16 protein-coding genes are annotated in these 15,381 nt (G+C 72.2%); 4 read left to right on the forward strand and 12 right to left on the reverse strand.

Annotated features, from left to right (window positions below; translation table 11 throughout):
- Positions 1–21 precede the first annotated feature (21 nt).
- A complete protein-coding gene (locus OG538_RS14050; protein ID WP_406093561.1) occupies positions 22–582 on the forward strand; it encodes a hypothetical protein in 561 nt (186 codons plus the stop codon).
- 24 nt (positions 583–606) lie between these two features.
- Here the strand turns inward: OG538_RS14050 and OG538_RS14055 are convergent, their stop codons facing one another.
- The 11 genes from OG538_RS14055 to OG538_RS14105 form a co-directional block, all read right to left on the reverse strand.
- A complete protein-coding gene (locus tag OG538_RS14055; protein ID WP_406093563.1) occupies positions 607–771 on the reverse strand; it encodes a hypothetical protein in 165 nt (54 codons plus the stop codon).
- A gap of 139 nt (positions 772–910) precedes the next feature.
- On the reverse strand, positions 911–1,471 hold the full coding sequence (tsaE, locus tag OG538_RS14060) for a tRNA (adenosine(37)-N6)-threonylcarbamoyltransferase complex ATPase subunit type 1 TsaE (RefSeq protein ID WP_406093565.1): 561 nt from the start codon (positions 1,469–1,471) through the stop codon (positions 911–913).
- Between the two features lie 85 nt (positions 1,472–1,556).
- Positions 1,557–2,750: an alpha/beta fold hydrolase gene (locus OG538_RS14065; RefSeq protein WP_406100128.1), complete on the reverse strand. Its 1,194-nt coding sequence runs from the start codon at positions 2,748–2,750 to the stop codon at positions 1,557–1,559.
- Positions 2,751–2,904: 154 nt separating this feature from the next.
- On the reverse strand, positions 2,905–4,074 hold the full coding sequence (gene alr, locus OG538_RS14070) for an alanine racemase (protein WP_406093567.1): 1,170 nt from the start codon (positions 4,072–4,074) through the stop codon (positions 2,905–2,907).
- Between the two features lie 82 nt (positions 4,075–4,156).
- Entirely contained in the window at positions 4,157–4,543 is a 387-nt protein-coding gene (locus OG538_RS14075; RefSeq protein ID WP_406093569.1) for a DUF488 domain-containing protein, read from the reverse strand.
- A 45-nt stretch (positions 4,544–4,588) separates the two neighbouring features.
- On the reverse strand, positions 4,589–6,055 hold the full coding sequence (locus OG538_RS14080) for an NAD(P)H-hydrate dehydratase (RefSeq protein WP_406093571.1): 1,467 nt from the start codon (positions 6,053–6,055) through the stop codon (positions 4,589–4,591).
- Positions 6,056–6,150: 95 nt separating this feature from the next.
- A complete protein-coding gene (locus tag OG538_RS14085) occupies positions 6,151–6,519 on the reverse strand; it encodes a holo-ACP synthase (RefSeq protein ID WP_406093573.1) in 369 nt (122 codons plus the stop codon).
- A gap of 28 nt (positions 6,520–6,547) precedes the next feature.
- Positions 6,548–8,395, reverse strand: coding sequence for a glutamine--fructose-6-phosphate transaminase (isomerizing) (gene glmS, locus OG538_RS14090; protein ID WP_406093575.1), 1,848 nt, complete (start codon positions 8,393–8,395; stop codon positions 6,548–6,550).
- Positions 8,396–8,713: 318 nt separating this feature from the next.
- Complete coding sequence (locus OG538_RS14095; RefSeq protein WP_406100130.1) at positions 8,714–10,597, reverse strand: ATP-binding cassette domain-containing protein; 1,884 nt, start codon at positions 10,595–10,597, stop codon at positions 8,714–8,716.
- Between the two features lie 304 nt (positions 10,598–10,901).
- Positions 10,902–11,108 carry a DUF397 domain-containing protein gene (locus OG538_RS14100; protein WP_406093577.1) on the reverse strand — a complete coding sequence of 69 codons (207 nt, stop codon included), beginning with the start codon at positions 11,106–11,108 and terminating at the stop codon, positions 10,902–10,904.
- Complete coding sequence (locus OG538_RS14105; protein ID WP_406093579.1) at positions 11,105–11,956, reverse strand: helix-turn-helix domain-containing protein; 852 nt, start codon at positions 11,954–11,956, stop codon at positions 11,105–11,107. The genes OG538_RS14100 and OG538_RS14105 overlap by 4 nt, the downstream gene beginning before the upstream one ends.
- A 136-nt stretch (positions 11,957–12,092) precedes the next feature.
- Here OG538_RS14105 and OG538_RS14110 point away from each other — a divergent pair, with 136 nt between their 5' ends.
- The 3 genes from OG538_RS14110 to OG538_RS14120 all read left to right on the forward strand — a co-directional run bounded on the left by OG538_RS14110 (position 12,093) and on the right by OG538_RS14120 (position 14,282).
- The gene (locus OG538_RS14110) at positions 12,093–12,611 is read left to right on the forward strand and encodes an ATP-binding protein (protein WP_406093581.1); all 519 of its coding nucleotides are present in this window, start codon (positions 12,093–12,095) and stop codon (positions 12,609–12,611) included.
- A 259-nt stretch (positions 12,612–12,870) separates the two neighbouring features.
- A complete protein-coding gene (locus OG538_RS14115; protein ID WP_406093583.1) occupies positions 12,871–13,776 on the forward strand; it encodes a helix-turn-helix domain-containing protein in 906 nt (301 codons plus the stop codon).
- Between the two features lie 116 nt (positions 13,777–13,892).
- Positions 13,893–14,282, forward strand: a complete 390-nt coding sequence (locus OG538_RS14120; protein ID WP_406100132.1) for a RidA family protein — start codon at positions 13,893–13,895, stop codon at positions 14,280–14,282.
- A gap of 34 nt (positions 14,283–14,316) precedes the next feature.
- Here OG538_RS14120 and OG538_RS14125 read toward each other — a convergent pair whose 3' ends face one another.
- Positions 14,317–15,234: a LysR substrate-binding domain-containing protein gene (locus tag OG538_RS14125; RefSeq protein WP_406093585.1), complete on the reverse strand. Its 918-nt coding sequence runs from the start codon at positions 15,232–15,234 to the stop codon at positions 14,317–14,319.
- Positions 15,235–15,381 lie beyond the last annotated feature (147 nt).

A 15,381-nucleotide genomic window follows, 5' to 3' on the forward strand; every position in this document is an offset into this window, starting at 1 on the left:
CGACAGCGAAAGAGGCGCACGGTGGCTAGGGGCAGCTCGGGAATCGTGGCCGCGCTCACTGCGGCGGCCGTCGCCGCGGTCGGCTTCCTGGCCTACCAGGCGTCGGCGAGCGTCCCGGACAACCTCGGCGTCACGCCGAAGGCGTCCAGCAGCGCACCGGCCACGGGTGGCCACGCCAAGGCCAAGCCGAAGAAGAACCCCCTCGCGGTGCCCTCCGCGTCCGGCACGGGCATGCGCGTGGTGTACGCGCTGAGTGACCGCCGGGTGTGGCTGGTGAACGCGAAGAACAAGGCGACCCGCACCTTCAAGGTGATGCCGAGCGCGGTGGAGGCCCTGCCGGGCACCTACCGGGTGAGCTCGCGCTCCGGCAACGTCACGGGCTCCGACGGGGTGCCGATCGAACACGTGGTCCGGTTCGCGTCGAACAAGGACGTGGCCATCGGCTTCAGCGCGGCGCAGGACGGCTCGATGGAGAGCCCGGACCCGACGCTGAAGGCGGGCGGCGTACGGATGTCCCGCGAGGACGGCAACGCGGTGTGGACGTTCGCCACGGTGGGTGTGAAGGTCAACGTCGTCCCGTAGCCCCGCCGTACCGGCCCCGGGGGCTCAGGCACGCTTCGGGTTCGCGCCCTCGCGCGGCGCGGGCGCCGCACCGCGCGGGCGTGGGCCGGGCGGGGTGGAGACCGCGTCGGCCGCCGCCCCGGCGGCGAGCAGGTCTCTCATCGACACCGCCCGCGGCGGGGGCTGCATTTCTCGCTCCGATGTCGGCATGAACGCCTCCTGGGGCTCCGGTGGAAGGCACGGTTAGGCAGACCTAACCTGCTCTCGCCCTCCATGTCACCACGCCCGCACCGCCCGGCGCAACAATTTGCCGACACGATGTCGGAAACGGGTCCGGGGTGACCTTCTCTCAGGCCCCGGCCGTGTCCCACGGCGCCCAGGACTCCACCCGCAGCCCCGCCCACCGTGCGCCGTAGCCCACCAGGGTCACCTCGCGCCGTTCGTCGTCCGTGTCACCGACCGCGCGGTCGATCAGCACCTGGAGCCGGTCCTCGGAGAGTTCCTCGACCTTGCCGTCGCCCCACTCGACGACGACCACCGAGTCCGGCAGCGACACGTCGAGGTCCAGGTCCTCCATCTCGTCGAGGCCGCCGCCCAGGCGGTACGCGTCGACGTGGACCAGCGCGGGGCCGGCGCCGAGCGAGGGGTGGACGCGGGCGATCACGAAGGTGGGGGACGTCACGGCGCCGCGCACGCCCAGGCCCTCGCCGAGTCCGCGGGTCAGGGTCGTCTTGCCCGCGCCGAGCTCGCCGCTGAGCATCACCAGGTCTCCGGGGCGCAGCACACCGGAGATCCGGCGGCCGAGGGCCTGCATCTGTTCGGGTGATTCGACGGCCAGCGTCACGGTGACGACGCCCGGCGGGGTGCCTGTGGCGCGCTCGGCCGCCGGGCTGTTCTGCGGTGCTTCCATGCCCGCCAACGTTAGAGGATTCCGGTACGGCTCCGGCCCTCACCCGCGGCCTTCGGCCGGACTCCGGTACGAAGGAGCGCCGACCTCACCCACGGGCCTCGGAGGACTCCGGCACGGCTCCGGCCCGCACCAGCAGGTCCGCCAGCCGGTCCGTCACCGTCTCCGGGTGCTCCAGCATCACCAGGTGTCCGGCGTCCGGGACGATGACCAGCTCCGCGTCGGGCAGCTCGTCCGCGATCGCCTCGCTGTGCGAGCTGGGCGTCACCAGGTCCTTGTCGCCCGCCAGGATCAGCACCGGGACGTCCCGGAACAGCGGCAGCGCGTTGCTCTTGTCATGCTCGGCGAACGCGGGGTAGAACTCCGCGACGACGTCGATCGGCGTGGACTCGATGAGCCGCTCGGCGAACCGCTCGACCGCCGGGTCCACGTCCCGTGAGCCGAACGAGTAGCGCTTGATCAGCCCGGCGAACAGGTCCGCGGTCGCCCGCCTCCCCCGCTCCACCAGCTCCGCCTGCGAACCGAGTGCCTTCAGCACGCCGGGCAGCACCCGCCGCACCGCGTTCACTCCCGCGATCGGCAGTCCGAAGTTGACCTCACCGAGCTTCCCGCTCGACGTGCCCACGAAGGCGACGGCTGCGACGCGGTCACGCATCAGGGCCGGGTACTGGTCGGCGAGCGCCATCATCGTCATGCCGCCCATGGAGTGCCCGACCAGCACCAGGGGCCCTTCGGGGGCGGCAGCGTCGATCACGGCCTTCAGGTCGCGGCCGAGCTGGTCGATGCCGACGTGCACGCCCTGCGCCTGCGCCCGGCCGCGCTCGGAGCGGCCGTGGCTGCGCTGGTCCCAGTGGACGGTGCGCACGAGGCCGCGCAGGGCCGCCCGCTGGAAGTGCCAGGAGTCCTGGCTCAGGCAGTAGCCGTGGCTGAAGACGACCGTCACCGGGGCGGGCTCCTTGCGTCCGAAGAGCCGGCGCCTGCGCGGGCCCGCGGCGGAGACGGGGGGCGTGCTGCCCGCTGCGCCGCCGCTGCCCGGGTCGACCTCGTCGATCTCGTAGTACAGCTCGGTGCCGTCGTCCGCCGCCGCCCGGCCCGGCAGCCCGCGCAGCGAGCCGTACGGTCCGGTGGCGTCCAGCGCCAGCCTGGCCCGCTTGCGCATACCGCGGCCGACCGTCAGCCGCTCGACCGCGACCCCGGCCGCGGCGCCCGCGGCGATGACACCTATGGCGGCCCCGGCGATCCCCGCCCGGCGCCAGCCGGCCGCCGAAGCGGCTGTCGCCATCGCGTCCCCCGCGCTGATCTCGCTCACCGTTCCGCGCTCCTCGTCGGTCGTGTCGTGTCCGTCGGATCGGTCGGGGCCGGCCCGAGCTCCTGCCTTCTCGTCCGGCCGTCCCAGGACATGATCAGATCGTGCCTGGTCAGGGGCGCTTGTTCGGTCAGGACCCGGCCGAGGGGCCCTTGGGCGTTTCGTCGTCCCGGTAGACGCGCGGCACTCTGCCGCTGATGCGGGTGACGATCTCGTACGCGATCGTGCCGGCCGCCTGCGCCCAGTCCTCGGCGCTCGGCTCGCCCCGGTCCCCCGGACCGAACAGCACCGCGTCACTGCCCACCGCAGGCTCGTCCCCGTCGAGGTCGACGACGAACTGGTCCATGGCCACCCGGCCGGCGATCGTCCGCCGGACACCGCCGACCAGGACCGGGCCGCAGCCCGACGCGTGGCGCGGGATGCCGTCCGCGTACCCCACCGGCACGAGGGCGAGCGTGGTCTCCCCGGACGTCGTGTAGTGGTGCCCGTAGCTGATGCCGTGGCCGGCCGGGACGCGCTTGACCAGGGCGACGGACGCGGAGAGCGTCATCACCGGGCGGAGACCGTAGTCGGCCGGGGTGCCGAGCTCGGGGCTGGGCGAGATGCCGTACATGGCGATGCCGGTCCGCACGAGGTCGAAGTGCGAGTCGGGGACCGTCAGCGTCGCCGGGGAGTTCGCGATGTGCCGCACCTCGGGCTCGACACCGGCCTTCTCCGCGTACGCGACCATGTCGCGGAAGGTGTCGAGCTGCGCGGTGATCGAGGGGTGCCCGGGCTCGTCCGCGCAGGCGAAGTGGGACCAGAGGCCGGTGATCCGGACCGTGCCCGCCTGCTCGGCGGTGCGGGCGGCGGCGACCAGTTCGGGCCAGTCGGCGGGCTGGCATCCGTTGCGGCCGAGGCCCGTGTCGGCCTTGAGCTGGATACGGGCGGGCCGGCCCGCCTCCGCGGCCGCCGAGGTGACCTCGTCCAGCGCCCACATGCCGCTCACCGACACGTCGATGTCGGCCTCGATCGCCTCGCGCCAGGGCCCGCCCGGCGTCCACAGCCAGCACATCACCCGGCCGCCCAGACCGGCCGCGCGCAGGGCGAGCGCCTCGTGCGGGGTGGCGGTGCCGAGCCAGGTGGCGCCGGCTTCGAGCGCGGCGCGGGCGCAGCGCTCGGCGCCGTGCCCGTAGGCGTCGGACTTGACCACGGCCATGAGTTGCGCGCCGGCCGCCCGGGCACGCAGAACACGCACGTTGGCGCGGAGTGCGGCGAGGTCGATCTCGGCACGGGCTCTCAAGGACGCTGTCTCGTTCATCGCGCCCAGTGTCTCACTGGCGTACGACGGGGCCCCCGGGCGTCGGCCGGGGCAGGGCGCGGCGCGCCGGTGGACGAGCACCTCAGTGGTGGTGCAACGCGTGTGCCACATGGTCGGCGAGGACCGGGACGTGACTGTGCGGGACGTCCTTGACCGCCGTGACGAGCGTCACCGGCCCGCCCTCGCGGACCAGCGCCGTCAGCTCGTCCACGGCCGCCGTGTGCACGGGGTCGGCCAGCTCGGCACGGTAGCGGTCGACGAACTCGTCGTAGCGGGTTGCGGAGCGGTCCTCGTGGTACCAGGAGCGCAGTTCGTCCGACGGGGTGACGTCCTTGAGCCACCTGTCGATCGCGGCCCGCTCCTTCGAGACGCCGCGCGGCCACAGCCGGTCGACGAGGACACGGGTGCCGTCGCCGTCCTCCTGGGGGTCGTACACCCGCCGTACCCGTACGTCATCGCTGCTGCCCACGACCGACCACTCCCTTGCTGTCGCCCTGTCTGGCCCCAGCGTCACTCAGGCCCGTACGTCCCGCCATGCCGCCCCGATCGCCTCCGCGACGTCCTGCGCGGCGACCGGGGAGCCGTCGGACGCCAGCCGGGCGGCGAGCCCGTGGAGGTGGGCGCCGACGGACGCGGCGTCGCGCGGGGCGAGGCCCGCGGCGAGCAGCGAGCCGGTCAGCCCGGAGAGCACGTCGCCGCTGCCCGCCGTGGCCAGCCAGGAGGTGCCGGTCGGGTTGACCCGCACCGGGGCGTGCGGGGCGTCGGTGGCGACCAGGGTCGTCGACCCCTTGAGCAGGACCGTGGCGCGGAACCGGGAGGCGAGTTCGCGCACGGCGGCCAGCCGTCCGGCCTCCACCTCCTCGCGCGGTACGCCGAGCAGCGCCGCGGCCTCCCCGGCGTGCGGGGTGAGGACGGTGGGCGCGCTGCGCGCCCGTACGACGTCGGCGTCCAGCAGCCGCAGCCCGTCGGCGTCGACGAGTACGGGGACGTCGGTGGCCAGCACGTCGGAGACCGCCTCGACGGCGTCCGTGCCGTCGCCGAGCCCCGGCCCGACCACCCAGGCCTGCACCCGCCCGGCCTTCGACGGCGGCCCCGCGTGGACCAGGGTCTCCGGATGCCGTGCGATCACGGCGTCGCCACCGGGCCCGACGTAGCGCACCGCGCCCGCCCCACCGCGCAGCGCCCCGGAGACGGCGAGTACCGCGGCCCCCGGGTAGCGCGCCGATCCGGCGACGATGCCCACGACACCGCGCCGGTACTTGTCGCTCTCGGCGGCGGGCACGGGCAGCAGCGCGGCGACGTCCGCGTACTGGAGCGCCTCCAGGTCGGGCACCTCCGGAAGTTCGGCGCCGAGCCCGATGTCGACGAGGAGCAGGGCGCCGGCCCGTTCGGCGGCCGGGTCGACGAGCAGCCCCGGTTTGTACGCGCCGAAGGTGACGGTGGCATCGGCGCGCACGGCCGCCCCCCGCACCTCGCCGGTGTCCGCCTCGACTCCGCTCGGCAGATCGACCGCGAGGACGGGCACCCCGTCGGCCGTGTAGTGCTCCACCAGTGCGGCGGCGTCCGGCCGCAGTCCGCCGCGCCCGCCGATGCCGGTGATGCCGTCGACGACGAGGTCGATGCGCCCGCCCCAGTCGCGGTGCGAAGCGGGATCGCCGCCCTCCCTCACCCGTCCGCCCGCGGCCAGCAGGGCCGCCACCCCGCCCTCGTGGGCCCGGCCGGACGAGACGCGCACGGCCACGACACCCGCGCCGCGCCGGGCCAGTCTGGCCCCGGCGTACAGCGCGTCGCCGCCGTTGTCGCCGCTGCCGACGAGGAGGACGACCCGGGAACCGTAGACCCGGCCGCCACGCCGGAGCAGATCGGCGCAGGCGGACGCGAGTCCGGCGGCGGCGCGCTGCATCAGCGCACCCTCCGGGAGCCGTGCCATCAGGGCCTGTTCGGCGGCCCGTACGGTCGAGACGCTGTAAGCGGTACGCATGGCTCCAACGTACGCAGGAATCCGCGCCCGTGCCCCGGCATGATCCGGACGACAGGCGCTCAGGGCTGTCCCGTTCGTTCCTGGCGGGACAGCCCTCAGCCCTCCGCGATCACCACAGCCGAGGCGACCCCCGCGTCATGGCTGAGCGAGACGTGCCACTGCCGCACGCCCAGCTCGGCCGCGCGTGCGGCGACGGTGCCCTGGACCCGTAGCCGGGGCTGCCCGCTCTCCTCGACGTACACCTCGGCGTCAGTCCACAGCAGCCCGGCGGGAGCGCCGAGCGCCTTGGCCAGGGCTTCCTTGGCGGCGAACCGGGCGGCCAGCGAGGCGATCCCGCGCCGCTCACCGCCGGGCAGCAGCAACTCGCTGTCGATGAAGAGGCGTTGCGCCAGGTTCGGCGTACGTTCCAGCGCTGCGCCGAACCGCTCGATCTCCGCCACATCGATCCCGACCCCGATGATCACGTACGCACCCTCACTGTTGGCTGATGGCTCACTCCACGGTGACGGACTTCGCCAGGTTGCGCGGCTGGTCCACCTCGTTGCCGCGGGCCGTCGCCAGCTCGCAGGCGAAGACCTGCAACGGCACGGTGGCGACCAGCGGCTGAAGCAGCGTAGGCGTTGCGGGGATCCGGATGAGGTGGTCCGCGTACGGAACGACCTCCTCGTCGCCCTCCTCCGCGATGACGACGGTGAGCGCCCCGCGGGCCCGGATCTCCTGGATGTTCGACACGATCTTGCCGTGCAGCACCGAACGCCCCGCCGGCGACGGGACCACCACGACGACGGGCAGCCCTTCCTCGATGAGCGCGATGGGCCCGTGCTTGAGCTCCCCGGCGGCGAATCCCTCGGCGTGCATGTACGCGAGTTCCTTGAGCTTCAACGCGCCTTCCAGGGCGACCGGGTAGCCGACGTGCCGGCCGAGGAAGAGCACGGTGTCGTGCGAGGCGAGGGACCGGGCCAGCGCACGGACCGGCTCCATCGTCGACAGGACCCGGTCGACGGACCCGGAGATCTCGGAGAGCTGGCGGATGACCGTACGGATCTCGTCGCCCCACTTGGTCCCGCGGACCTGGCCCAGGTACAGGGCGACGAGGTAGCAGGCGACGAGCTGGGTCAGGAACGCCTTGGTGGAGGCGACGGCGACCTCGGGACCGGCGTGCGTGTAGAGCACGGCGTCGGACTCGCGCGGGATGGTCGAGCCGTTGGTGTTGCAGATGGCGAGGACCTTCGCGCCCTGCTCACGGGCGTGCCGCAGTGCCATCAGGGTGTCCATCGTCTCCCCGGACTGCGAGATGGCAATGACGAGGGTGTGCGGGTCCAGGATCGGGTCGCGGTAGCGGAACTCGCTGGCGAGCTCCGTCTCGCAGGGGATGCGGGTCCAGTGCTCGATGGCGTACTTGGCGATCATCCCGGCGTGGAACGCGGTCCCGCAGGCGACGATCACCACCTTGTCGACCTCGCGCAGCTCACCCCGGCTGATCCGCACCTCGTCGAGGTGGAGGGTGCCCTCCCGGTCGATCCGGCCGAGGAGGGTGTCGGTGACGGCCTTGGGCTGCTCGGCGATCTCCTTGAGCATGAAGGAGGCGTAGCCGCCCTTCTCAGCCGCGGAGGCGTCCCAGTCCACGTGGTAGGCGTGCACTTCGGCCGGCTCCCCGTCGAACCCGGTGACCTCGACTCCCTCCCGCCGCAGCTCGACCACCTGGTCCTGGCCGAGCTCGATCGCGGAGCGGGTGTGGGCGATGAACGCGGCGACGTCGGAGGCGAGGAAGGCCTCCCCCTCCCCCACACCGACGACGAGCGGCGAGTTCCGCCGGGCCCCGACCACCACGTCGGGCGCGTCCGCGAACACGGCGACGAGCGTGAAGGCCCCTTCGAGGCGCCGGCACACCTGCCGCATCGCCTCCCCCGGGTCCGCGCTCTGCGAGAACGCCTCGGCCAGGAGGTGGGCGACGACCTCGGTGTCGGTTTCGGAGACCAGGTCGTGGCCGCGCTTGCCGAGTTCGGCGCGCAGGGCGGCGAAGTTCTCGATGATGCCGTTGTGCACGACGGCGACGCGTCCGGCGTTGTCGAGGTGCGGGTGGGCGTTGGCATCGGTGGGCCCGCCGTGGGTGGCCCACCGGGTGTGCCCGATCCCGGCGTTGCCGGCCGGCAGCGGCCGCTCGACCAGCACCTTCTCCAGGTTGACGAGCTTCCCGGCCTTCTTCGCGGCGGCCAGTCCCCCGTCGGCGAGGACCGCGATCCCGGCGGAGTCGTACCCCCGGTACTCCAGCCGTTTGAGACCGGCGACGACGACGTCCTGCGCCGACTGCCCACCGACGTAACCCACGATTCCGCACATAGTGGTCCTTTCCTGGTCACCAGCCCCTGTTCTTCGCATAGTCGCAGAAGCAACCACTATTTCAAGCCCACGAACCAAGCCGGTCGGGCACTTCGAGTCCGCCGGACTCGTCGCCTGCGCCCAGCAGGCGCCGGGAGCAGGGGTGCCGCTCCGGTCGCGGTGGGCCGCCGCCCTCCGACCGGCGCGGCCGCCGGGGACCGACGGCGTGCTGGGGTCCGGAGGACGACATCGCGGCATGGCGACGAGGAGGACCTGCGGCGCGGGTGGGCGCGGCAGGTCCTCGGGAACTACGGAAGAGGAGCGGCGCTCAGCCGGCCGTCACCGGTCGTTGGCGAGGGCCACGAGTTCGGCGAACAGACCCCCGGCGTGGATCAGGTCGTCGTACGTACCGTCCTCGGTCACCCGGCCCTGCTCCATGACGATGATCCGGTCGGCCAGCCGGGTGTTCTCCAGCTGATGGGTCACGACGATCGTCATGCAGTCGGCGGCCAGCCGCTTGATCTCCAGGAAGATCTGGTGCTCTCCGCGGGCGTCCATCTGCGAGGTCGGCTCGTCCAGGATCAGCAGCGGAGTCCGCCGGTAGAGCGCGCGGCCGCACGCGAGCCGCTGCCACTGCCCGCCGGAGAGTTCCGCCCCACCGAAGAGCTCACGGGCCAGCAGGGTGTCGAGCCGGTTCGGCAGTTCCTCGACGGCCTCACGCATGCCGACGGCGTCGACGGCCTTCCACACCAGCTCGTCGTCCCACGACCTGGGCTGGCCGAGCGTGATGTTCTCGCGGACCCGCAGCGGCCAGGTGGCGAAGTTCTGCGGCACGAGCGCGGTCCGCTTCCACACCGCCTCGGCGTCGGCGTGGGCCAGGTCGACGCCGTCCCAGAGCACGCGGCCCTTGTCGGCGAGGAGGATGCCGGTGATGAGCTTGGTGAGCGTGGACTTGCCCGAGCCGTTCTCTCCGACCACGGCCAGGATCTCGCCCCGGCGCATCGTCAGGGAGACGCCGGCGACAGCGGGCTGCTCCTTGCCGGGGTACTGGTAGACGACATCGTCGAGCCGGATCTCGTCCACCACCTCCGGGATCATCAGCTCGCCGCGCTTCGGCGCGCGCTTCCCGGCCAGGTCCAGGAACGCGCGCATGTCGGCGAGGTAGAGCGAGGTGTGGAACAGTGCGGCGCCCTGGACGACGAGCTGGGCGAGTGCGCCCAGGGTGGTCTGCACGGCGACGACCGCGGTCGCGGCGACCGCGAGGGGGACACGCCCCGTGGCGGCCAGCCAGGCCAGGAGGACCCAGGTGCCCGTCAGGAAGACGCCGCTGACGGCGCTGGTGGACACGTCGATGCGCAGTTGCCGTGGTGCGGCGGTCAGGGTGCGCCGGTCGATGCGCTCGGACATGACCCTGTACCAGTACAGGAGGTACCCGGTCATGCCGTTGGCGCGGACCTCGTCGCCGTACCGGGAGAACGTGGCCCACCAGCGCATCATGCCCCGCACGTTGCGGTCGCCGACGTTGAGGTAGTGCGTCTCGTAGTCCACCCGGGCCCGGAGGATCGCGCCGAGCCCGGCCGGGAGCACCGCGAGCAGAAGCGCGGGGAGCATGGTCCAGTGCAGGACGGTGATGACGCCGCCCGCGGCGACCATGCGGACGCCCGCCGCCATGAACCGCTGCGCGTCGTTGACCAGGGCGGTGGTGCGGGTGACTCCCACTTCGGCGGCTTCCTGCCGGTCCGCGAAGCCGTCCTCGCCGTAAGCCGCCACCTCGACCCGGCACACGGCGGCGACCAGCGCCACGTCGGCCTCGGTCATCAGCAGCGGCGAGACCCGGCGTTCGGCGTACGAGGCCAGCGCCACGCCGATGCGGCCCGCCCCGGCGGCGACGGCCACCACGACGAGCGCGGGCAGAGCGCCGTGCAGGCGTTCGGGGACGGGCCCCGTGGCGAGCAGGTGCGTCATCGCCTTCGCCGTGAAGGCGAGCGTGAGGGCGGCCGCGGTTCCGGTGAGGAGCTGGCAGCACAGGAGGATCAGGACAGCGGTCCGGTCCACGGTCCAGGCGAGTCGGACGGTGTGCCTCAGGACACCGGGAAGGCGCCCGCACATGGTGCGGAAACCTGCTTCTGCCAGCGGGTTCTTGCCGTGCTTGCCCTGGTAGTCGAGGACTGCCGGGGGTGGGGGCGGTGGTGTATCCGAGTGCGCGGTCAAGGCGTCAGTCACAGTCACCTGCGTCCCTCCTGGGACTCGGTGCCGCACCTGGATGGCTCGGCGGTGCACGGCCTAACGACGCCGACACGGAATCGAACGCGCTCGATTCCGGACGCGTGCGACCTCAGCAACGACAAGGGTGCACGGGTGCCGCCCGTGTGCTGGGGCAGGCTCGCCACGGCGGACGGTGGCCGAATCGCCGACGCTTGAAACTCCTGTGACGGGTGGGTTTACCGGCGCCCGTCACGCGCGGAGGGCCTGACGCACGCACTCGCGCGGCAGGCCCTCCGGGCGTGACGGGGCTACGTATCAGCGGTCAGTCTTCCGAGGCGTACGAGACGAAGTCGGCCCAGGCGCCCGGGGCGAAGCCCAGTTCGGGGCCGGGGGTGTTCTTCGAGTCCCGGACGCGGATGGTGGCGGGGGTGGCGGCTACCTCGACGCAGGCCGGGCCGTCGTTGCTGCTGTAGCTGCTCCTGAACCACTCCGGCCCGGAGCCGCCTGCGGGTGCGGTCGTGCGGGTCATCTCTCTCCCAACGCTTTCTCGATGAAGGCCAGAGACTCCCGTGGAGTGAGAGCCTGGGCCCGGATGATTCCGTACCGCATCTCGATGATCCGGACCTTCTTGGCGTCGGAGACAAGGCTGCTGGACAACTGCCCCTCCCAGTGTCCCAACGAGGTGCCGTCGTCGAACTTCAGCAGGTGGAACTGGCCGCCCATCCCAGCATGGTCCTCCCGGTCCATCGGCATCACCTGAATTTCGACGTTCCGCAACTGACCTACCTCCAGTAGGCGTTCAAGCTGACGCCGCATGACCTCCCTGCCCCCGAGAGGACGTCTGATCGTCGCCTCCTCCTGCACGAACGTCAGCATGGTCAGGGGTCGCCGCTCGAAGACCTCCTGGCGTGCCATCCGTGCGGCAACGTAGCGATTGATCTCGTCCGGCACGAACGACGGCCGCCGCATCTCGTACAGAGCCCGCGCGTACTCCTCGGTCTGCAGCAGACCGTTGAGGTTGTGGTTGTCATAAGCGCCGAGCTCCACTGCCTCGGCCTCCAACTTCGCCAGGTCCCGGACCTTCTTCGGGTACCGCGCCTCCGCCACGTCCTGCTTCATCGCGGCGATCTTGCCGCCGGCACCCAGCGCCTCGTCCGTACGGTCCAGGAACTCCGGCTTCGGAATGCGCGTCCCGGCCTCCACCTTGTAGACCAGGTTCTCCCCGTACCCGATCGCCTCACCGAGCTCCGCGGCACGTAACCCCGCCGCTTCCCGCCAGAGCCGGATCTGCCGGCCGACCGCCGCGATCACCGCACCCGCGTCGTCATCGGGCTCGACGCCCCATTCCGGCTCTTCCGTACCGACGTTGACACCCATACGCCACCCGCCTCCACCCGTGACCGGCACCCGACCGCTGTACACGTGGGACAGCCCCGCACCACCACTGGACAGTCACCGTCCGTACACGCGTCACTACTGTTCAGCGTAGCCACGGGCGGCCACGCTGAGTGACGTGAACCGAGAAATCACCCCGCCCCGTACCCGCAACGGCCAGTTCGCCGTGCAACTGTCCGCGACCCGTCGGGGAGCCCGCCTGGCCCGGCTTCTGGCGGCGGAGCAGCTCCGCTCGTGGGGACTTCCGCTGGAGGACGCGAGCCTTGTCGTCGCCGAACTGGCGGCGAACGCCGCGCTGCACGGGTACGTACCGGGGCGGGACTTCCGCGTCCTGCTGACGGTTGACGGGGACACGCTGCGTATCGAGGTCGCGGATGCACGCGGCGATCAACTGCCTCGCGTCCGGACGCGGACGGAGGCGGCCGGGTCCGGGCGCGGGCTGCTGCTCGTCGAGGCGTTGGCCACCCGCTGGGGTGTCGTGCGCGGGCCGTTCCCCCGCAAGACCGTCTGGGCGGAGATCGCACTGGCCGCGTCGGGAAACCACGACCCGGTGGGCCGCGACGCGGCGAAGTGCGACGCGATGAAGTACGACCCCGTGGGCCGCGACGCGGCGGCCCACGACGTAAAAGGCTCTTAAGCCTTTCGGGAAGAAGAAACCAACCAAACCAAACCCACCCGGGTGGGCCTCAGCAGGCCCCCACGCGCATGCGTGCGCGTTCGCGTCCGCCCTCGCGCAGGCCCGTCACTCGCACGGGTGAGGTTCGCCAACTGAGCTGGGTTTCGCCCCGGTTGCCTGGCATATGCTCACGAAACCGAACTTCAGACTGAGACGGCCCCCGCCGGGATTGCCATCCCGCGCGAGGGCCTGACCGCCGAGGAAGAAGAGCCCCTTCCCGATGGATACCCAGCAGGTTATCTCCCCCTCTCGCGCCCGGTCCGGCGGCGTCGTCCACGTGAAGGTGCGCCACAGCAGCCACTTCACGGTCATCGGCAACCACCTGGCCCAGCACGGCGCGCTCTCGCTCCTCGCGATCGGCCTCGCCACGCACATCCAGTCGCTGCCCGCCGGGGCGAAGGTCGGCATCAAGTGCCTGGTCGAGCGCTTCCCGGAGAGCGAGGCCCGCATCGCCGGAGCGCTGCGCGAACTCGAATCGCACGGCTACCTCACGCGCACCCGCGAGCGCCTCCCCAGCGGCCGCGTCGTCACCCGCACGACGTCGTACAACCAGCCGTGTGCCGTGGCCCGGACGGCCCTTCCGGCTACCGGGTCGCGAGCGAAGCGGCCGCCCGCAGCTGCCGGACAGGTGCCGGAAACCGCTCCTCCCACTCCCGAAACAGCAACGCCCGTACCCGGACCCGGACGCGGACCGGCACCGGCACCGGCACCGGCAGGCGCAGCCGCGGCGAAGGCGCCCGCGCCCCGGCCGGTGACGCCGAGTCCTCGGCTGGACCGGACGGCCTCCGTGCTCCTGACCGACCTGGCGCGGGGGGCGGCCGGTTTCGAGCTCTCCGAGGCCGACGTCCGGGCGCTCACCCCCGCCGTCGCCGCCTGGCTCGAACGCGAGGCCACCCCCGCCGCCATCAGACGGGCGCTCACGACGGATCTTCCCGTTCCGCTGAGGTACCCGGTGAAGTTCCTGGAGCACCGGCTCACCGCACAGCTTCCGTCGCCCGTCCCGCCCACCGGACGGTCCCCGCTCCACGACCCGCTGCAGAACTGCGACGGCTGCGACCGCGCCTTCAGAGCGCCCGAGCCCGGCAACTGCGCCGAGTGCCGGTGGGAGCACGCCGGCACCGCATAGGACCCGGCGACAGATCCCGTCCGAACACGGCTTCCGGCGCCTATCGTTGAGCTGCGGAGAGGCCGCAGGAGAGTGAGGTCGCGGTGCAGGACGAGACCGACGGTTCCGAAGAGACCATGCTGAGCCACCACCTGCCCGAGGGGGTCGCCCCCGCTCAGGGATACAGCCATGTGGTCATGGGCGAAGGCAGGCTGGTCGTGATCTCGGGCCAAGTGGCACTGGACGAGAAGGGAAACGTGGTCGGGGAGGGCGATCCTGCTGCCCAGGCCCGTCAGGTCTTCGAGAACCTGGGGCGTTGCCTCGCAGCGGGGGAGGCGACGTTCGCCGACGTCGCCAAGCTCACCTTCTACGTCACCGACATCGGATTCCTGCCCGCCGTCCGGGCCGCGCGGGACGCACATGTCGACGTGAAGCGCCCCCCGGCCAGCACAGCGGTACAGGTGACCGCGCTCGTCCGGCCGGAGTTGCTCATCGAAGTGGAGGCGCTCGCCATCATCCCCTGGTGACCCGTTGAGGTCACCGGGCGCGCGCCCCGCCGGATCACACAGCCGCGTCCGGCGATCGCAGCCAGCCGCCGGACCGGGCCGTCTCCGCGGCCGCACGCAGCAGTTGGGCCACGACGGGGCGTGCGCCGCGGCCCCTCGTCAGCAGGTGCAGTTCGATGGCGGCTCCCCCGGCCAACGGCCTCCACACCAGACCTGCGGGCAGGCTCGACGCGGCTGAGCCGCCGACGACGGAGACGGCGTCGCCGCGCACCACCGGGGTGTGACCGGCGTCGAACGACAGCGGGCGCAGCATCAGCCGCGGGCTGATGCCGATGCGGTCCAGAATGCCGATGATCGCGTCGTAGTGGCCGGGATTGGCCTCGCGCGGATGGATGAGGAGGGTCTCGTCGGCCAGGGCGGCGGGGTCGACGGCGGGGAGTGCGGCGAGGCGGTGGCCGGCGGCCATGAGGACGCCCTGCGGTTCCAGCCGTACGAGCGTGCGCACCAGTTCCGGCGTGGGCGGCGGACAGCGGACCAGTCCCGCGTCGAGCGTGCCCTCGGCGACGCCGGACAGGACCCCGGCGGTGGGCAGGAGATGCGTGGTGGTGGTGAGGCCCGGCAGGCGCTCGGCCAGGGCGGCGAGGAGGGCGGGGGCCGTCTCGTAGCTCGTACCCATGCTGTACCCGAAGGTCAGCGTGCCCTGCTCGCCACCGGCGAAGCCGCGCACATCGCGCCATAGCCGGTCGGCGTCCTCACAGAGGGCGGCGCCCCGCTCCATCAACACCGCGCCGGCTTCGGTGGGTTCGACGGAATGGGTGGTGCGGTCGAGGAGTTGCACGCCCAACTCCTTCTCCAGTTCGCGTATCTGCCGGCTGAGGGCGGGCTGGGCAATGTGGAGCCGCTCGGCGGCACGGGTGAAGTTGCGTTCCTCGGCCACGGCCAGGAAGTAGCGCAGGCGCCGCAGTTCTGACATGCGCAGCAGCATACGAGCGGTGCTGAGCTGGGGCGATGCCGATCGGTTCTGGAGCGATCGAGAACAGGTCTTTCCCTCCGCACGCCTCCTCTTCCTAGCCTTCAGGAGTCAGAGCGGAAACCGCACCTCAGGAAGGGCCACCGACAT

It is taken from the genome of Streptomyces sp. NBC_01013 (genome assembly GCF_045162765.1).
GTDB lineage: Bacteria > Actinomycetota > Actinomycetes > Streptomycetales > Streptomycetaceae > Streptomyces.